The sequence below is a fragment of the Neolewinella lacunae genome, assembly GCF_014349155.1.
Lineage (GTDB): Bacteria > Bacteroidota > Bacteroidia > Chitinophagales > Saprospiraceae > Neolewinella > Neolewinella lacunae.
Genome location: NZ_JACSIT010000151.1, coordinates 20565 through 40458 on the forward strand (window position 1 = coordinate 20565; position 19894 = coordinate 40458).

Genomic DNA, 19894 nt, shown 5'->3' on the forward strand with positions numbered 1-19894 from the left:
GGCGGGAAAATTTTAACCGATCCTGAAACCGCACTATCTTTCCGCCTTGCCAAAACCACCGCCTAGCATGATCGATCTGCTCCCCATCCACGAAACCCACCACGCCGATATTTCCTACCGCCACGTAGGGCGCACTGATGTGACGCGCTACGAGAAGATGCACGTGGAGGTGTTTGCGGACAGCGGCGACGCCTCCGTGGCCGTGGCCCACGAGATCGCCAACCTGATCCGGGCCAAGGCTTACCAGCGCCAAAAGTGCGTCCTGGGCCTCGCCACCGGCTCCTCGCCCATCCGGGTGTACGACGAACTGGTGCGGCTGCACCGGGAAGAAGGACTGAGTTTTGCTAACGTCGTGACCTTTAACCTCGACGAGTACTACCCCATGGAGCGGACGAGCACCCGCTCCTACTGGTACTTCATGCACGAGCACCTGTTCAACCACGTCGACATCGACCCGCAGAACATCCATTTGCCGGACGGGCTGGTGCCTTTGCAGTCGGTGTACCAACACTGCATGGACTACGAAGAAGAGATCAACCGCCACGGCGGGCTGGATTTTCAGTTGCTGGGCATTGGCCGGACGGGCCACGTGGGCTTCAACGAGCCGGGCTCGAACTCCCGCAGCCTCACCCGCCTGATCACCCTCGATCACCTGACGCGGGTGGACGCCGCGCCGGATTTTCAGGGGCTCAATAACGTCCCAACCCGCGCCATTACGATGGGCATCGATACGATCCGCAAGGCCCGCCGCGTGGTGTTGGTGGCGTGGGGACATAAGAAAGCGTCCATCGTCCAGGAAGCCGTGGAGGGCGAAAAAACCAGCGTTTTACCCGCCTCCTTCCTCCAGGAACACGATAACCTGACGGTCTTGCTGGATCGCGAAGCCTGCTCGGAACTCCGGCGCTTCAAAACGCCCTGGCTGGTGGGCCCCTGCCAGTGGGACGAAGACCTGACGCGCAAGGCCATCGTTTGGCTGAGCAGCAAACTCGAAAAGCCGATCCTGAAACTGACCGAGCGGGACTACAACAACAACGGGATGTCGGACCTCCTGGCCCTGGGCAACTCGGCCTACGACCTCAACATCCGGATGTACAACAAGCTCCAGCACACGATCACGGGCTGGCCGGGCGGCAAGCCTGGCGTGGACGACAGCCAGCGGCCCGAGCGGGCCGACCCGGCGCGCAAGCGGGTGATTTTGTTCAGTCCGCACCCCGACGACGACGTCATCAGCATGGGCGGCACCTTCCTGCGGCTGGTGGACCAGGGCCACGAGGTACACGTCGCCTACCAAACGAGCGGCAACATCGCCGTATCGCACACCGACGCCCGGCGCTTCGCCGAATTCTGCCACGAAATGAACCTGCTGAGCGGCGTAGAAAATGCCCAACTGGACGCGGCGCTGGAAGCCTTGAAACACCCGGACCAGTCGGCCGAAAAAGACCCCGACCTGGTCTTGAAAATCAAGGGGCTCATCCGGCGCGGCGAAGCCGCGGCGGGGGCGCGCTTCTGTGGATTGCCGGATTCCCAAATCCACTTCCTGGACATGCCATTTTACGAAACGGGCAAAAGCAAGAAAAAGCCGCTGGGGCAGGCGGACATCGACCTGGTGAAAGAACTCATCCTGCAGGTCCGGCCGCACCAGATTTACGCGGCGGGCGACCTGGCCGATCCGCACGGCACCCATAAGGTGTGCCTGGACGCCATCTTCGCCGCCCTGGAGCAGTTGAAGGGGGATAAGGCCATCAAAGACACCTGGCTTTGGTTGTACCGTGGGGCTTGGCAGGAATGGCCGGTCCACGAAATCGAAATGGCTGTGCCGTTGAGTCCGCAGGAAGTGGACAAAAAGCGGCAGGCGATCTTCTTCCACCAGAGCCAGAAAGACGGGGTGATGTTCCAGGGCGAAGACGACCGGGAATTCTGGCAGCGGGCGGAGCAGCGAAACCGGGAGACGGCGCGGCGGTATAACCAGCTGGGGTTGACGGAGTATGAGGCTATTGAGGCGTTTCGGCGGTGGCGGTTTTAATGGGTTAATGAGTGAATGCGTGAATGAGTGAATGAGTGAATGCGCTGCCGCACGGGATAGGCGGGGTGTTTTTTGGGCCCATGGAGTTTCATGGAGTTGGGGCATGGAGTTGATGGAGTTTTTTTGGCGGGCTGCCCATAAGCCATTTCAAAAACAACCCTACGCAGCAATCTCTCACTTAACTAAGCCAAAAACAAAACAACATGCCCACCCTCACCCTCGAAATAATCGACCCTCGCGTAATTCCCCTCCTCGAAAACCTGGCCAAGCTGGACCTAATCCGGATCAAGGAGGAAGAAGCCCCTTTTACCCGCTTTGCCGCCCTACTGGCCAAGCTCAGGTCCCAGGAAGACAATGCACCCAGTGAAGCGAAGATTCTCTTGGAAGTAAAAAAGGTCCGCAACCAGCGCTAATGTCCCACCCCCTCCTCCAACTCACCCACCACCGCCCCTGGCCGCTCCCTGAGCAAAGCTGGCAATTCTACCAGGAGTGGAACGACGCCATTTTTCTGCACTATCCGGTGGAGCTCGCCGAGCTGAAACAGTGGGTGCCAAAAGAGTTGGAGATTGACCTGTTTGAGGGCCAGGCCTGGGTATCGGTCGTGGCGTTTACGATGGAGAATATCCGGCCCCGGGGGCTGCCCGCGTTTCCGCCGCTGTCCGATTTTTACGAGGTCAACATCCGGACCTACGTGAAGGCGGAGGGTAAAACGGGCGTCTATTTTTTGAGTATTGAAGGTGGGAAGGTGTGGTCTTGTCGGGTAGCGCGGTGGGTATCGGAGCTGCCCTACCGCTTTTCCGTAATGGAACGAAAGGGCCAGCACTACCGGTCGGACAACCCAGTATTCAAGGATCGGCTGCGCATCACCTACACCACGGGAAAGGCGCAGGCCGAAAAAACGGACCTGGACCGCTGGCTCACCGAGCGGTACGCGCTGTTTCAGGATACGGCGGATGCGATCAACGCCTTTGAAATCCACCACCCGGAGTGGCCGCTGCAGGAAATAGTGATCGGGGAGCTGGAGGTGGCGTACCCGAGGTTTGCCAAATTACTGGGGGCGGAGCCGAGTAAAGTGCAGTATTCGCCGGGGGTGCAGGTGTTGGCGTGGGGGAAGCAGAAAAGGGTTCCCCCATCCCCCTGACTCCGGAGGAGTCACCACCGAAGGTAGCAGCGCAGCTAAACCTTAATAACCCCGGATGGATGATGCGCAGCATCCGGAATACGGGGTATCTCGCAAAGGATCAAGCACCGCATCCGGAATCCGGGGTAAGGAAAAAGAGCATTTCCCCTAAATAAACGAAATCAGCCTCCTCCCTTCGCTCCATGTCCCTACTCCCCCCTTCGGGGGGGCGGGGGGGAGCACCTGCGGCCGCGCCCCTTGCATATTCTCTTTGGACTATTTCACCCTCAATTGATTAATATCCACCCCTTCCGTTACCACCGGCAACGCCGTAGCATCAAAAATGCTGAGCTGGGCCTGTCCTTCATTTCCCTTGAAGGTGAGCGTTATCATCCCCACATTATTTTGCGCAATGGCCTTCCCCCGGCGGTACTTGTTTGGCTCGATGATGTCCCAGGTCTGGGTAATTCCGCTGGAAGTAACGTCATAAATCGGGTACAAACCGGCGCTTTCCATCCGGGATATTTCCCCCCAGTGTACGTCTCCGGAAATAAAGAAAATGCCATTGGCTTTGGTGGAGCGAATGAGGTCGAGCATCCGTTGTTGTTCGCGGGGTACGTTGGTCCAGCTTTCCCAGCCGTTGTATTCGTGGCTGAACTGGTTGCTGCTGGCGATGATGCGCGCGTCGGCCGGCATTTTCAGCTGTGCTTCGAGCCAGGTCCACTGGGCGGCACCCAGGAAAGTACTGTCGGCGCTGAAGTTCGGCACGTAATCGTTCTTGAAGACGGTGTCTGATTTGTCGCGGTGGAGCAATTCGTCGCGGAAAGTGCGGGTATCCAGTAAGATGATTTGCACCTTACGCCCATCGCGTTCGAGCCACTCGGTGCCGTAAATGCCGGGATGCTGACGACGTTCACTGGTGGCGGGTACCTCCCAAAAATCCAGAAAAATTTCTTTCGATGCTTCCTTGAACGGGAAATGCCGGCCGGCGTCGTTCCAGCCATAATCGTGGTCGTCCCACACGGCCAAAAGCGGCGTGGAAGCTTTCAGGCGCTGGAATTCGGGCTTCGCAGCCAGGCGACCGTACTTAGCCCGCAACGTATCCAGCGTGTATGAATCGCCGTAGATGTTGTCGCCTAAATAGACGAAAACGTCGGGAGAAAGCCCGGTGGCAACGTCCAGCAAGGGCTGCGGTTTATCCTGGTGGGCACAAGAGCCAAAGGCAATTTTGAAAGTCGTCGGGGCGGCCAGTGTGGGGCCGGAACGCTGGCACCCGACGAGCAGGAAGCAAAGCAGCAGCGGGATAAAAATACGCATCTGGAGAGGGGTGTGGACCAGCGCACCGGCTGGCGTAGGGCAAAAGTACTGCGTTGCGGGATGCGCCGCAGGAAGAAATGAGGGTTTGGCGAGAAAATGGCTTGGGGAGTTGGCGGGACGCTTTGTAGATCATGATCCGTCGGATGACTTCCCACGGGGGTGCAGGTATTGGCGGGGGGGGGAGCGAAAATACGGGAGATCAGCATTTTTTTGTAGATCTTGGCGGCGCGATCCCAACGGCAGTTCGCCGCCAAAAACAATGGCTTTCAAAGCTAAAAAAATAGCAACAACATGTGGTCCATAGAAAAATTACAGCAAGCCTGGCACCTGGCGGCGCGCCTGCACGAGGGGCAGAAATACGCCGGACCGGATGAGGGGGAGCAATTTGAGTACCTGAACCACATCGGCAGTGTGACTTTTGAAATCCTGAACGCCCTGCAACAGGCGGAGGACCTGGACGCGGACCTGGCCATCCAGTGTGCCGTCTTGCACGACACCATCGAGGATACCCAGCAATCTTACGCGGGGATCGTGGAGCACTTTGGCGAAGCGGTAGCGAATGGCGTAATGGCCCTTACCAAAAACGAAGCCTTACCCGACAAAGCCGCCATGATGCAGGATAGCCTCCAAAGGATAAAAGAACAGCCCAAGGCCGTCTGGGCCGTCAAGATGGCCGACCGCATTTGCAACCTGCAGCCCCCACCCTATTATTGGACCAGGGAAAAGAAAGAAAAGTACCGGGAAGAGGCGCGCTTGATCCACCGGGAACTGCGGGAGGGCCATGCGTATTTGGCCGCGCGGCTGGCGGCGAAAATTGAGGCGTATGGAGGGTATATTGGGTAGGCATTTACAGCCCTGAGGAACTTTTGCCTACCAAAATCATCCCCTCCGAAATCATTTTTCTTATTGCAAACGGCAAAACGGTAGCCGTTTTTGGGCGCGGCCGCAGGTGCAGGGAACGGGATAAAAAAGCGATGGTAGGCCCCGAAGGCTGATGCACCACCCCGTCACAAATCCTACTACGCCGCAGACAAAAAATCCTGCAAAGTCTTTGCACTTGCTTCGTACCTCGGTCAAAAGAAAAAGTAGGGCGCGGTGCCGACAGCAGGCAGGCCGGAAGGCTACGGGCGGGTGGTGGTTGGGGAGTGTCGGAAAGGGACATTTCATCGCCAAATTTTTACTCTGCTCCGAAAATCCAAGCGTGCGGCACTAACTTCACCTAGCGGGCGAGGGCCGGGCCAAACCGCCGGGCCGCCCCTCCTCTAAACAGCTGACGATGAATGAAATAGTAGCGCAGGCCAAAGAATTTGCCACTGAACTTTTGGGAGAAAAACTACCTCCTGCCTTCACCTACCACAATCTGGAGCATACGAGCACGGTAGTGGAAGGGGTGCAAGAAATCGGCCAGGCGGAAGCGCTGCGTGCGGAGGAAATGGATATTTTGCTGATTGCGGCGTGGTTTCATGACACCGGGTACGTCCACACGCAAGATGAACATGAACAGGAAAGTGTCCGGATTGCCACCACCTTTTTTAAGCAAGTGTCGGCCGATGAAGCACTCATTGCGAAGGTGACCGCATGCATTTTGGCCACCAAACCGGGCAGCGTGCCGGCAGATAAGCTGCAACAAGTACTGCGTGATGCGGATATGTTTCACTTGTCGAAAAACAATTATTTTGACCGTAATAACGCGCTCCGGCAAGAATGGGCTGCGCTCTACGGAAAGCAATACGCTGACCTTGAATGGGCCCAACTTAACCTGGAGTTTCTCTCCCAGCATCAATTCGCAACGAAATACGGAAAGGACCATTTAGCCAAGGAAAAAGAAAAGATCATAAAAAAAATCCGCAAGGAGATTAAAAAATCCGGACAAAAAATCAATGCCGCATTGATCCGAGACCTGGGGATAAGCGAATCAGACCTGAAGGACCTGAAAAAGAAATTACTGAAAGCCGAAAACCGGCCGGAACGGGGCATTGAAACCATGTTTCGTTTGACTTCCAAGAACCACATTGACATCAGTGGGATGGCCGACAGCAAGGCCAACATCATGATTTCTATTAATTCCATCATCATTTCAGTGCTTTTAGGCGGATTGATGCAAAAACTGGACAGCAACACGCACCTCATCCCCCCCACCATCATCCTGCTGGGGGTTACGCTATCTTCGATCGTCTACTCCATACTATCCCTGCGGCCAAACATTACCTCCGGAAAATTCACCAAGGAAGACATTGCTAATCACGATACCAATTTGCTCTTTTTCGGTAATTTCCACAAGATGAAAAGAGAGGACTACCACTGGGGGATGAATAACTTGATGGAAAATTCCGCCTTCCTCTATTCCAACCTCATCGATGACATTTTCTTCCTCGGCGTGGTGCTGGCAAAAAAGTACCGCCTCCTGAGAACGGCCTATAATATTTTCATGTACGGAATTGTGGTCGCGGTTTTCGCCTTTGTCGTAGCCATCCTCTTCTTCAATGCGAGCGGCGTTTATGGGTAAGTGCGGATGCGGCTGGAACCCTTCCCGCGTGCGTACGAGCGCACCGCTATTTCTGGGAAACAAGCCCACGAGCAACGCAAATCATCTTCTGCATACCACTAACAATTAAATACAATGGACATTGCTAAAAATAGAAAACGCCTTGGTAGCCTATTGCTTAAAAGCATGACTCTATGCCTGGTGGCTGTGCTGTCCTCCTGCGCCACTTATCAACTCAATTACAGCAGTGAAGGGGAAAACTGGGCACCGGCCTTACCCGATAAACCCGTCAGCCAAACCATTTTCTTAATTGGCGATGCTGGTAATGCCAAAGACGGAAAAATTCCTCCCGCCCTAAGCTTGCTGGGGCAGCAGTTGAAGCGGGCTCAAAAAAACAGTACCCTTGTTTTTTTGGGTGACAATATTTACCCCAATGGTATGGCACCGGCGAAGAAGGAAGAGGAAAGGGCGGATAATGAGTTTCGCTTGCGTGCGCAGTTGGATATCCTCAAAGATTACCCTGGGAAGACCTACTTCATTCCGGGAAATCACGATTGGTACAAATACGGGGTTGATGGTTTGAAAAGGCAAAAGAAATTTATTGAGGACTACTTGGATGAAAAGGATGTGTGGCAGCCCGACTGCGGCTGTGGCGACCCCAAGGTGGTGGATGTAACGGATGACTTGGTGCTGATCATGATCGATTCAGAATGGTGGCTCACCGATTGGGAGGGTGAAACGGAAATTAACCAGAACTGTGAGGCAAAAAGTCGGGAGAATTTCAAGCTATTGTTCGAGGCTGCCTTAAAGAGCAACCGGGAAAAAAACGTAATCGTTGCCTTGCACCACCCCCTCTACTCCATGGGACCGCACGGAGGAGCCTTTCCATTGAAAGACCACCTCTTTCCGCTCACCAGAGTACATAAAAACTTGTGGTTGCCTCTGCCAATAGTCGGCTCCGTTTATCCCTTTTACCGATCTGCCATCGGGACAAAATCGGATATGGCCCACCCCGAATACCGGGCCTTCCGCGATTTTGTATTGAGTGTGGCCCAGAAAAATGGTCAGTTCATCTTTGTCTCTGGCCACGAGCACAGCCTGCAATATACTGAGGCCGGTAATCAGTTTTTTATTGTAAGCGGTGCTGGGTCAAAACGAAGTCCTACCCGCGCGGGGCAAGGCACCCAATTTGCCTACGGAAACTACGGATTTTCGGAATTGATTGTCTACGAAGATGGCTCCGTGTGGGTGCAGTTTTGGTCAGTAGATGCCACGGATGAAGCCAAAGGAAAAGTCGTTTTCCGGAAACAGGTAAAAGGGCCTTTGCCTGGTAAACAATCGCTCAGTGCGCAGGATATTCCCGCCCTGGATACGGAGCAAAAGGAGATTAGCTTACCCATCTTCAACGAAAGTGTAGACCGCAAAGGGCTGCGGAAGGTGTTCTGGGGAGCGCATTACCGTCAGGCCTATAACACCTTTCTGGACTACCCGGTATTAGACCTGAGCGCTTACCAGGGAGGCGTTACACCCGTCAAGAAAGGCGGCGGCTATCAAACCAACTCCATTCGTTTGGAGGCTCCCGACGGCAGGCAGTATACCATGCGTTCCATCATCAAAGACGCCAGCCGAACCATTGCTTATCCCCTGAGCCAGTCCACCTTAATCCAAAATGTGTATGCCGATGCCTTCAACTCCGCGCACCCCCTTGCTGCCCAGGCCGTGCCTCCCCTCGCCCGGGCGGCAGGGGTTTACCACACCAATCCGCGCATTTTCTATATCCCCCAACAACGGGCCTTGGGTAACTATAACGAAGACTTTGGCAATGCCCTTTACCTGGTAGAAGAACGCCCCGATGGAAAGGGTTGGAAAGACCACCCCAACCTGGGCAACCCCGACGAGATCATCAGCACCCACGACGTAATTGAAGCCATAAAAGAACACCACAATCATCGCATCGACTTCCGGGCCGTAGCCAGGGCCAGAATCTTTGACCTGTTGATTGGTGATTGGGACCGGCACGATGACCAGTGGCGCTGGGCCAAAATCAAGGGGCCGGACCAAACCCTGTACCGTCCAATTCCACGGGATCGTGACCAGGCCTTCAGCAAATACGACGGGGTGGTTTATTCCCTGGCCCGAAGGCTGGTACCGGCTTCGCGTCCGCTGCGGGCATACGCTGCCTACGAGAAAAAGATCCACTGGTCCCACTACGGGGCCCGCTATTTTGACCCGACCTTTCTCTCGGGAGCGACCTGGGAAATTTGGGAAAAAGAACTGGAGGAAATCCAAAAAAGCCTGACCGATGAGGTCATTTACCGTGCATTCGAATCCACGTGGCCAGATGATCTTTATCAGCTGGATGGGTACCGGATTGCCCAGACCATGATCGAACGAAAGAAAAATCTGGCGCAGATGGCCAGGTCTTTCTACGCCTTCCACGCTAAGAAAGTCGACGTGCTGGGCACCCACAAAAAGGACCTCTTTGAAGTCGTCCACGCTAAGGACGGAACGACCCGGATCAGGGTGTATGACACCAATAAAGAGGGAAAGAAAGGGCGGATGATGTATGAACGCACCTTTCGCTACCCGGAAACCAAGGAAATCAGATTATACGGACTCGACAACGACGATGTGATCCAACTGAGCGGCGATGGCCAAAAAGGGCCGTTGATTCGCATCATCGGCGGAGAAGGAAAAGAAGACATCCGGGACGCATCGAAAGTGAAAGCCATCATTTACGATGACGAGGGAAAAGACCTTACCATTCAGCGCGGACCGAAAACGAGCGTAAAGACCTCCGAAGACCCTAAGTTCAATACCTATAATCGGCTCTCCAAAGACTACGAATTTGACTATGCTACCGTCGTGCCCAGTGTTGGGGTCAACCCCGATGATGGCTTTTTGCTGGGTTTGAGCACCACTTTTGTAAATCATGGATTCAAAAAATCGCCGTTTGCCGATCGCCACCAACTTTCCTTAAAGTATGCCTTTGGCAGTGCGGGGTGGGAGTTCAAATACCAGGGAGAAATCGTTGAAGCCATTGGCAAGGGGAATCTGCACCTGGCCACTACCCTACGCAATCCACTCTACGCATTTAATTTTTATGGATTGGGGAACGAAACCGAAAACAGGGAAGACACCTTTGGGGTGAACTATAACCGGGTCTTACAGCGCTACATTGCTTTGCAGCCTACCTACGTGCGCCACTACAACCGCGCTTTATCGGTGGGGTTCGGCCCTCTATTTGAATCGATTCGTATCGACTTATCGGATGACGAGCGGCTGATCAATCAGCTGGAGCCCCAACTCAACCCGGAAATATTTGAGGGATCAGAATACCTCGGCGTACAAGCCCACGTCAGGTTAGAAAACCTCAACGATCCGGTTTTCCCGACCCGCGGAGTTAATTTTCACGCTAACGTAGCCTGGACTACTTCTCTGGACGACGGAAACAAGCATTTCCCTTCTTCCGAAGGAGCCCTCGCCATTTACCAACAGCTGACGGCCAATGGCAAACTCGTTTTTGCCACCCGCGTTGGGGGCAAACATATTTTTAACAACGACTTTGAATTTTTTCAAGGCGCTACCCTCGGCGGAATCGGGCCGAACAGCAATCTACGCGGTTTCCGCCGGGAACGCTTCACGGGAAGATCCGCTTTCTACCACAATACCGATTTGCGCTGGAAGGCAGTTTCGTCGCAAAACAATATTCTACCTTTTTCCATGGGCTTACTCGCTGGTTACGATTACGGACGCGTCTGGCTGGACGGCGAGGACTCCGACTTGTGGCACTACAGCTTCGGTGGCGGCATTTGGATCAGCCCCCTGGACTTATTAGACCTCAAATTTTCCCTTTTTCAAACGGACGAAGGAATCATGCGCTTTTCTTTCGGCGGGCAATTTTTCTTCTAAGAAGACCGTGCAGCCTATCCGCCGGACCAGAGGTCCGGATCCCACCCAAAAACTCCATTAACTCCATGCCTTACTCTATGCAATTCCATGGGCTAAAAACCAGCCGGACCAAAGGTCCGTATCCCACCCAAAAACTCCATTAACTCCATGCCTAACTCCATGCAACTCCATGGGCTAAAACTCCACGGGCTAAAAACCTATCAAACCTACCACGTGCGGCAGCCCATTAGCTTACGCTGCTGCCTACGGCGGTCACGCATTCACTCATTCACGCATTCACTCATTAAAATAACCCCGAGCATTCCCATAACAAACCCCCGCCACAATTTCCCCCAGTAAAGCCTCATCCGCCGGTATTTTCCCTTGCGCCGCATCTTCCCCCAATAAATTACACAGCAGGCGCCGGAAATATTCGTGGCGTGGAAAACTCAGAAAACTCCGCGAATCCGTCAGCATCCCCACGAAGGTGGCCAGTACGCCCATATTCGAAAGCGTATTGAGTTGTTCGGTCATGCCGTCCCACTGGTCCAAAAACCACCAGGCGGAGCCCCACTGCACCTTGCCGCGTCCACCGCCGCTGGCAAAATTGCCGATCATCGTCGCAAAAACGGCGTTATCGGCGGGATTGAGGTTGTAGAGAATGGTTTTCGGCAGCTCGTGGGTATTGTCCAGGTGGTTCAAAAACCGGCTCAGGCCGCTGGCTTGGGGGAAGTCGCCAATCGAATCAAAACCCGTATCGGGCCCCAGTTCCCGCAGGCCGCGCGCATTGTTATTGCGCAGGGCCCCGAGGTGGAGTTGCATCACCCAGCCCCGGGCGGCGTACCTCCGCGCCAGGTCGGTCAGCAGGGTCACCAAAAAGGTTTGGGCGCGCAACGCAGGTGCGGGGGACGTCTTGGAAAGCAATGCCTGTCCACACACCTCCCGGGCTACTTCCAGGTCGTAGGCGACGTCGGGCAAATGGCTCAGTCCGTGGTCGGAGATCGTACAGCCGTGGGCGGCGAAGTGGTCGAGCCGGCGGTCCAGCGCCGCCAGCAGGTCGTCGTAGCCGCTGATGCTGGTCCCCGTCAGCTCCGCCAGCCGGGCCACGTAGTCGGTCCAGCCCGGCGCGCCGATGAGCAAGGCCTTATCCGGCCGCCAGCCCGGTAGCATCCGGACCGGGCAGTCACTCCCCGCCAAGGCCGCGTGGTGGGCCAGGTCGTCCGCCGGGTCATCGGTAGTACACACCATCTCCACCTTTTTATCGGCCAGCAAGCGCCAGGTGCCCCCGGCGGCGGTGTTCAAAAACGCACTGGCTTCGTCGTAGACCGCGTCGGCGTTCTGGGCGTTGAGGGGGGCCGTGATGCCGAAGTAGCGGTCCAGTTCGAGGTGGCTCCAGTGGTAGAGCGGATTGCGCAACGTGTAGGGCAAAGCGCTGGCGAAGGCCCGGAATTTGTCGCGGGGGGCGGCGTCGCCGGTAATCAGTTTTTCTTCCACGCCCAGCATCCGCATGGCCCGCCATTTGTAGTGGTCGCCCGCCAGCCACGCCGCGTGCAGGTTGGCAAAGCGGTGGTTGCTGGCCAGTTGCTCCGGGATGAGGTGGTTGTGGTAATCGATGATGGGCTGGTCTTTGGCCACGCCGTGGTAGAGCCTACGGGCCAGGGGCGTGGAAAGCAGCCAGTCTTCGTGAATCATGGTAAGAAGTAGAAAAAGACGAAAAAATGGATAGCTTGGGCAGCCTGCTAACGCGCCTGCAAGCCCGTGCGAAGGCCTTCCAACTCGGCCAGCCCCTTCATGCGTCCGTAGAGGCTGTAGCCGGGGTTGGTCCGCCGCCGGCGATCGTCGAGGATGGTAAAGCCGTGGTCGGGGCGGTAGGGAATGTTGCGGTGCAGCAATGCTTTCATCACGGCGGCCATGTTGACGTCGCCCTGCAAATGCCCGCTTTCCACGAAGCTGCCGTGGGCTTCCCGCGCCACGTTGCGGAAATGGAGGAAGTGAATGCGGTCGGCAAAAGCCCGCGCCATGGCCGGCAGGTCATTGTCCGCCCGCGCGCCCAGGGAGCCGGTGCAGAGGCAAAGTCCGTTGGCGGGCAAGTCCACCATGGCCAGCAACTCGGCCAGGTCGGCGTGGGTAGAAACGATGCGCGGCAGGCCCACGACCGACCACGGCGGATCGTCGGGGTGGATCGTCAGGTGAACGCCTTCCTGCTGCGCGACGGGCACCACCGCCTCCAGAAAACGCCGGAGGTTATCGCGGAAGCGCGCCCGGTCGATGTGCAGGTACGGGGCAATCGCCGCCCGAAAAGTATCCATCACAAAACTCTCTTCCGAACCCGGTAATCCCTTGAGCATGACTGCGGAAACCTCTTCTTTGTCCGCTGCCGTCATCCCCTCCCAATGCACCTGCGCCAGCGCCCGCACTTCCTCCGGATAGTCCTTTTCCGCACCGGGCCGGGCGAGCATATAAAGGTCAAAAGCCGCCAGATCGAGGCCGTACAGGGCCACCGTAGTGCCGCCCAAAACGGGCACGGCCAGCCGCGTCCGCGTCCAATCGAGGACGGGCATAAAGTTGTAACAAATCGTCGTCACCCCCTCCGCCGCCAGGTGGCGGATGCAGGCCTGGAAATTTTTGAGCAGCTGCGGGGCCGCCGCCGTGTTTTGCTTGATGCCTTCGTGCACGGGCACGCTTTCCACCACCGACCACGGCAGGCCGGCCAGCTCCGCTTTGCGCTGCCGGATGGCCTCGCGCGTCCACACTTCCCCGTTCGGAACGTGGTGCAGCGCCGTCACAACTCCCTGAGCGCCAGTAGCTTTGACTTCTTCAATGTCGATGGGATCTTGCGGGCCGTACCAGCGCCAGGTGGGAAACATATGGATGAATTGATGGTCAGATTATCAGACGAAAGTAGCGTGTAAAAACCCTTACCAACAGCCAATTTTGGGCGCGGCCGCAGGATGCAGGGGAAAGAACACCCCCCAACCCCCAAAGGGGGGGCAGCAAAGAACGTCTGGCCGACACAACCCCGGGCCCCCTAAGCCGTTAGAGTTTCTATTTATTATCTTGGTCCCCCGATGACGCGATTTTTTACCCTGCTGTTGACCCTTCTGCTGCTGGGCCCCCTCAGTGCCCAGCGCGGCCTGTTGATGGCTGATGCAGGAGCGAAGACCGAACGCTTAGTCCCTGCCCAGGCCTATCCTACCTACGATCACTACCTTCAGATCATGAAGGGGCTGGCCAAAAAATACCCCGACCGCTGTGCGCTGGAGACCTGGGGAACACTGCCCTCCGGCCGCAAAATCCTCACGCTCCGCCTCACTTCCCGCGTGACGCTGCCCAACGCCCGGCCCCGGGTGCTGTGCAGCGCGGCAATGCACGGCGATGAAACGGCGGGCTACTGGCTGCTGCTGCAAATGGCCGAAGAGGTCTTGCGCGAGAACCCGGGTAATGTGCTGGGCGACGTCGAACTTTTCATCAATCCGCTGGCTAACCCCGACGGGGCCTTCGCCGCCGGCAACCACACCCTGGACGGATCGCGCCGCGGCAACGCCAACGGCGTAGACCTGAACCGCAACTACCCCGACCCCGACGACGGCAACCACCCCGACGGCAATGACTACCAACCCGAAACCATCATCTTCATGCGGGCGGCCCGGGAAAAGGGCTTCGACCTCGCCATCAACCTCCACGGCGGCGCCGAGGTTTTCAACTACCCCTGGGACACCTACCGCAACCGCCACGCCGACAATGCCTGGTGGCTTCGCGTGAGCCGCGACTTCGCCCGGCGCGCCCAGACCGCCAGTGGCCGCGACACCTACTTCCAGGATCGCCACAGTGGCGTTACGAACGGCCACGACTGGTACCCCATCGCTGGCTCCCGCCAGGATTACATGAACTACTACCACCGTTGCCGCGAGGCCACCCTGGAAGTGAGCAACGCCAAACGCTTTCCCGCCCAACAACTGCCCGAGCTCTGGCGCTACGTCGCTCCCGCCCTCCTCGGCTACGTCAACGAAGCCCGCTACGGCCTGCACGGCACAGTAACGGATTACCACACCGGCCAGCCCGTTGTGGCCAAAATCAGCATCCCCGGCCACGACCGCGAAAACTCCGACGTCTTCACCGAAGCGAAATTGGGCGACTTCCACCGCTACCTCGCCGCCGGGGCCTACCAGGTGGAAATTTCTGCCCAGGGCTACGAAAGCCAGTGGATCCCCGTCATGATCTACGATGGCCGCCGCACCGACCTTAACATTCAACTGGAACGGAGTTACGCCGCCGGCCTGGACGCCCGCCGCAAACGCTAACTTCGGGCTATACTCCATGGGCTAAGAAATGCCAGACGGGACGTCCGGAGCCATCCCAAACTCCATGTAACTCCATGCTTTACTCCACGATACTCCATGGGCTAAGTCAAGCCGGACGGGACGTCCTGAACCGTCCCAAACTCCATGTAACTCCATGCTTTACTCCATGCAACTCCATGGGCTGAGCCAGTAAAAAAGCATTACCTACCTTCGCCCCACCGCATCAGCGACCAAATAAATCCACACCATGTCCAACGCCATCTACCACATTGCCGTGCCCGCCAACGAGCCGGTCCTCTCCTACGCGCCCAACAGTCCCGAGCGAAAAAGCCTCCAGGCCGCCCTGCACGCTGCAAAAAGCCACGTGGCGGAACTGCCCGCCTACATTGATGGCAAAGCCGTTTTTGCCGGGCAGGAGAAAGTCAGTGTCCACCCGCCCCACGAAATAGCCCACACGCTGGGGCATTTTTACCGCGGCACGGCCGGGCAGGTACACGAAGCCATTGCCGCTGCACTGCGGGCCAAAGCCAGCTGGGCGGCGACGCCCTGGCAGGAGCGGGCGGCGGTATTTCTGCGGGCGGCCGACCTGCTGGCCGGCCCCTTCCGCGCGCGCATGAATGCCGCCACGATGCTGGGCCAGAGCAAGAATGCCTATCAGGCGGAAATTGATGCCGTTGCGGAGTTGTGTGATTTCTTCCGCTTCAACGCCTACTTCCTGCAGGAAATTTACCGCGAGCAGCCTTTGCACTCTCCCTCCCCGACGTGGAACAAGCTGGAGTACCGTCCGCTGGAAGGCTTCGTGCTGGCCATTACGCCGTTTAACTTTACCAGCATTGCGGCCAACCTGCCGGCGGCACCGGCGCTCTGCGGCAATACCGTCGTCTGGAAGCCCGCCGAAACCCAGATCTACTCCGCCGTAGTCATCATGGAACTCTTCGCGGCAGCGGGTCTTCCTCCCGGCGTCATCAACCTGATTTACACCGACGGGCCGGTGGTGGGCGACATCGTCTTCAAGCACCGCGACTTTGCCGGCCTGCACTTTACGGGCAGCACCGGCGTTTTCCGTCACCTCTGGAAAGAGATCGGGGCCAACATTGAAAAATACCGCAGCTACCCCCGCATCGTGGGGGAAACCGGTGGCAAAGACTTCATCATTGCCCACCCCGATGCGGATGCTGAACAGGTGGCAGTGGCTTGCCTGCGGGGTGCTTTCGAGTACCAGGGGCAGAAGTGTTCGGCCGCCAGCCGTGCCTACCTGCCAGCCAGCCTCTGGCCCACCATCCGTGAACGCCTGCTGGCCGACCTGGCCACGCTGAAGATGGGCACCGTTGAAGACTTCAGCAACTTCATCAACGCCGTCATTGACGAGCGGGCCTTCGATAAGATCGCGGCCTACATCGACGGCGAAAAAGGCAAGGCGGGCCGGGAAATCATTGCCGGAGGCGGCCACGATAAATCCAAAGGCTACTTCATCGAGCCTACGGTGATCCTAACCGAAGACCCCCACTCCACCACCATGGAAGAAGAAATTTTTGGGCCAGTGCTGACGGTATACGTTTACCCCGATGCCGACTGGGAGAAGGCCCTGGAGCTGGTGGATACGACCTCGCCCTACGCGCTGACGGGGGCCGTGTTTGCCACCGACCGCAACGTGATCGACCAGGCAACCCGCGCACTGGCCAACGCCGCCGGCAATTTCTACGTAAACGACAAACCCACCGGGGCCGTAGTGGGCCAGCAGCCTTTCGGGGGCGCGCGGGGCAGTGGGACGAACGACAAGGCGGGCTCGGCCCTCAACCTTACGCGCTGGATCTCGCCACGCCTGATCAAGGAAAACTTTGCGGCACCGCGGGATTACCGCTACCCTTTCCTGGGCGAGTAAGGGGCTCGCGCCTTTCATCGCTGTTGGTTCCGGGGCCAGCACCTGCGGCCGCGCCCCACAGAAAAGACCGGACCACGCTATCCGTCCCGGGCCGTCCGCAGTTGCCCCTTGCGCGCACAGTGGGAAAAATTTCCGATCTTTGCCCGGGATTTGTTTTAAATTAACCTTCATGGACCGGATCAAGGAGTTTTTGTTTAAAGACATTGAGCACGCCGGGCACCGCCGTACCATCCAGTGGCTGTGGCGGGGCATCCTGTTGCTGCCCATCGTTTTCATCTTGCTTTTCCTGGGCCTGAGTTTCACCGACCTGCCCTCGGTGGAAGAGCTCGAAAACCCGAAAAACAACGAAGCCTCCCGGGTTTTGGCCGAAGACGGCAGCATTCTGGGCCGCTACTTCCTGGAAAACCGGGTGATGGTCGACTTCGATGAGCTGGGTCCCTACCTGGAGCCCGCCCTGGTGGCCACCGAGGATGAACGCTACTACCAGCACAGTGGCATCGACTACAAGGCCCTTGCCCGGGCGGTGGTAAAGACGGGAATTTTGCGGCAATCTTCCTCCGGTGGAGGTTCAACGATCACCCAGCAGCTGGCCAAACTCCTGTTCACCGAAGGCGGGGAAGGCAGCAAGAACATCGTAGAACGCCTCTTTCAAAAGCTGCAGGAGTGGATCATTGCCGTGCGCCTGGAACGGAAGTACACCAAGCAGGAAATCATTGCGATGTACCTCAACCGCTACGATTTCATCAACGGTGCCCAGGGCATCCGCGCAGCCAGTGAGAACTACTTCGGTGGCAAACGCCCCCACGAACTCGAACCCCAGGAAGCCGCTACACTGGTGGGAATGCTGAAAAACGCCTCCCTCTACAATCCGCTGCGGCGCGAGGAGCTGGTTCGCCAGCGCCGCAACACCGTCCTGGCCCAGATGAAACGGAACAACTACCTGACCCAGGAAGAATTCGACCGCCTGAGTCAATTGCCCCTCGGCATCAAGTTCAGCCGGCAGATGCACGATGACGGGGCGGCACCCTACTTCCGTATGGTCCTCAAGGAAGAAGCCAAAAAAATCCTCAGCCAGCCGCAGTACGCAAAGTCTAACGGAGATCGCTACGACATTGACCGCGACGGCCTCACCTTCCATACCACCATCAACCCCGCCATGCAGCGGCACGCGGAGGAGCAGGCCCTCATCCACATGAAAAAGCTGCAAAAGGAGTTTTTCAACCACTGGAGGAAACTGGACCCCTGGACCTACGAAAGCCCCTCCAGCAAAACCGAAATACCGGTAGAGTTGCGGCAGGAGAGCCTGCAACGGGAAATTCGTCGCTCCGACCGCTACCAACAGTTGCGGGCCAGTATTCTCCTGCCCGTCTTGCAGGAAATAAATACCAAAAACGACCTCACCTTCCACGAAGACGACCGCGAGGTGGCGCGCATGATGCAGGAGTTGAAGGAACCAGGTACCCTGCGGGAACTCGTCCGTGCCGACCTCATCAGCAACAAGCTGGCCGACAAACACCAGCAGGTGATGAAGCTGCCGGAGTTCAAGGACCTGGAAACCGCCTGGGAAAAGCTGCAAGCCAAAGCCAAAACCGAGTTCGATAAACCCGTCAAAATGCGCGTATTCACCTACGACCGGGTGCGCATGGAGACCGATACGACGATGACCCCGCTTGACAGTATCCGCTATCACAAAATGATTTTGCAGATTGGCAGCATGAGCATGGAGCCGCAAACGGGATTTGTGAAAACCTGGGTGGGCGGTACCAACTTTAAATGGTTTCAGTTCGATCACGTAACGACGCACCGGCAGGTAGGCTCTACCTTCAAACCTTTCGTCTACGCGGCCTCCGTGGATTTGCGCGGCATCAGCCCCTGTTTCGAAGTACTGGACCAACCCATCACCATCGCTCCGGGCGACGGCAGTTTCTACCTCCAGGAGCCCTGGACGCCGCGGAATGCCAACAACGTCTACTCCGGCCAATTCATGAACCTCTACCACGGCCTGGCCAACTCCGTCAACACCGTATCCGCCTACCTGATGCAGGAACTGGGGTCAACGGAGCCGGTCAGGAACCTCGTAGCCAGCATGGGGATTCAAAAAGAGGACATCCCCGCCTACCCTTCCATTGCCCTGGGTGCAGTGGACCTGACGGTGCAGCAAATGACGGGAGCCTACACCACCTTCGGCAACAACGGCGTTTACCAAAAGCCCGTTTTCCTGACCAAAATCGTCGATCGAACCGGTCGCGTCGTATACGAGTACGTACCCGATGACCGCCGCGCGATCAGTCCGGCCGCCAATTACGTGATGTTGGAACTGCTCCGCAAAGCGGCCGGTGGAGGACTTACGGGCATCAAAGGCCCGGTGGGGGGCAAGACGGGAACGACGAACGACCAAACCGACGGCTGGTTCATGGGGGTAACGCCAGAACTGGTGGTGGGTACCTGGGTGGGTGGCGACGCCCGCTGGTTGCGCTTCCGCGACCTGGGCCTGGGCAGCGGAGCCCACATGGCGAAGCCTTTCTTTCGCGAATTCGTCAAAGCCACCCAAAGCGACGAAAGCATCGAATGGGATACCAAACGCGATTTCACCCGACCCAAAGGCGACCTCGGAATCGAACTCAACTGCGGCAGCTACAATGGCAACAACGACGATGTCTTTGGCCGGCAGGATTCTCTGTTCCTTGATGATCAATTTGGCGGGGGGATCAATAACAACCCGGACTTTTAGGGAGGGTCGCGAGGACATGCTGCTGCGCAGCTTTTTTTGAACCACTAAGGGTAGGCTGTCTAATTAGCCAGGCCGCAGCCGTACTCACTTTAGCCAACCGGGGAGGCTCAAGCGCTTAATAGGTCGAGACCCTCTGGGTCGTAG

Annotated in this window: 12 protein-coding genes; 9 read left to right on the forward strand and 3 right to left on the reverse strand. The window is 57.2% G+C overall.

Annotated elements, in window-relative coordinates; translation table 11 throughout:
- Positions 1–67: 67 nt before the first annotated feature.
- The 3 genes from nagB (at position 68) to H9S92_RS18720 (ending at position 3164) form a co-directional block, all read left to right on the forward strand.
- Positions 68–2023 (forward strand): glucosamine-6-phosphate deaminase, encoded by a 1956-nt coding sequence (nagB, locus tag H9S92_RS18710; RefSeq protein ID WP_187468226.1) that lies wholly within the window; start codon positions 68–70, stop codon positions 2021–2023.
- A gap of 203 nt (positions 2024–2226) precedes the next feature.
- Positions 2227–2436, forward strand: a complete 210-nt coding sequence (locus H9S92_RS18715; RefSeq protein ID WP_187468227.1) for a hypothetical protein — start codon at positions 2227–2229, stop codon at positions 2434–2436.
- The gene (locus H9S92_RS18720; protein ID WP_187468228.1) at positions 2436–3164 is read left to right on the forward strand and encodes a YqjF family protein; all 729 of its coding nucleotides are present in this window, start codon (positions 2436–2438) and stop codon (positions 3162–3164) included. The genes H9S92_RS18715 and H9S92_RS18720 overlap by 1 nt, the downstream gene beginning before the upstream one ends.
- A 255-nt stretch (positions 3165–3419) precedes the next feature.
- Here H9S92_RS18720 and H9S92_RS18725 read toward each other — a convergent pair whose 3' ends face one another.
- Complete coding sequence (locus H9S92_RS18725; protein WP_187468229.1) at positions 3420–4460, reverse strand: alkaline phosphatase D family protein; 1041 nt, start codon at positions 4458–4460, stop codon at positions 3420–3422.
- A gap of 291 nt (positions 4461–4751) precedes the next feature.
- Between H9S92_RS18725 and H9S92_RS18730 the strand changes: the two genes are divergently transcribed.
- The 3 genes from H9S92_RS18730 to H9S92_RS18740 all read left to right on the forward strand — a co-directional run bounded on the left by H9S92_RS18730 (position 4752) and on the right by H9S92_RS18740 (position 10857).
- Positions 4752–5303, forward strand: coding sequence for an HD domain-containing protein (locus H9S92_RS18730; RefSeq protein ID WP_187468230.1), 552 nt, complete (start codon positions 4752–4754; stop codon positions 5301–5303).
- A gap of 433 nt (positions 5304–5736) precedes the next feature.
- Positions 5737–6966 (forward strand): Pycsar system effector family protein, encoded by a 1230-nt coding sequence (locus H9S92_RS18735; protein WP_187468231.1) that lies wholly within the window; start codon positions 5737–5739, stop codon positions 6964–6966.
- Between the two features lie 165 nt (positions 6967–7131).
- Complete coding sequence (locus tag H9S92_RS18740; RefSeq protein WP_187468232.1) at positions 7132–10857, forward strand: metallophosphoesterase; 3726 nt, start codon at positions 7132–7134, stop codon at positions 10855–10857.
- 276 nt (positions 10858–11133) lie between these two features.
- Here H9S92_RS18740 and uxaC read toward each other — a convergent pair whose 3' ends face one another.
- Both uxaC and uxuA read right to left on the reverse strand, forming a co-directional pair.
- Positions 11134–12528 carry a glucuronate isomerase gene (uxaC, locus tag H9S92_RS18745; RefSeq protein ID WP_187468233.1) on the reverse strand — a complete coding sequence of 465 codons (1395 nt, stop codon included), beginning with the start codon at positions 12526–12528 and terminating at the stop codon, positions 11134–11136.
- Between the two features lie 47 nt (positions 12529–12575).
- Positions 12576–13703 carry a mannonate dehydratase gene (gene uxuA, locus H9S92_RS18750; RefSeq protein ID WP_187468234.1) on the reverse strand — a complete coding sequence of 376 codons (1128 nt, stop codon included), beginning with the start codon at positions 13701–13703 and terminating at the stop codon, positions 12576–12578.
- Positions 13704–13904: 201 nt separating this feature from the next.
- On the opposite strand from uxuA, the gene H9S92_RS18755 reads away from it, so the two are divergent.
- From H9S92_RS18755 to H9S92_RS18765, 3 genes are all read left to right on the forward strand, one after another.
- Positions 13905–15137, forward strand: coding sequence for a M14 family zinc carboxypeptidase (locus H9S92_RS18755; RefSeq protein WP_187468235.1), 1233 nt, complete (start codon positions 13905–13907; stop codon positions 15135–15137).
- 247 nt (positions 15138–15384) lie between these two features.
- Entirely contained in the window at positions 15385–17019 is a 1635-nt protein-coding gene (gene pruA, locus H9S92_RS18760) for an L-glutamate gamma-semialdehyde dehydrogenase (protein ID WP_187468236.1), read from the forward strand.
- A gap of 169 nt (positions 17020–17188) precedes the next feature.
- On the forward strand, positions 17189–19750 hold the full coding sequence (locus tag H9S92_RS18765) for a transglycosylase domain-containing protein (protein ID WP_187468237.1): 2562 nt from the start codon (positions 17189–17191) through the stop codon (positions 19748–19750).
- The last annotated feature ends 144 nt before the right edge of the window (positions 19751–19894 follow it).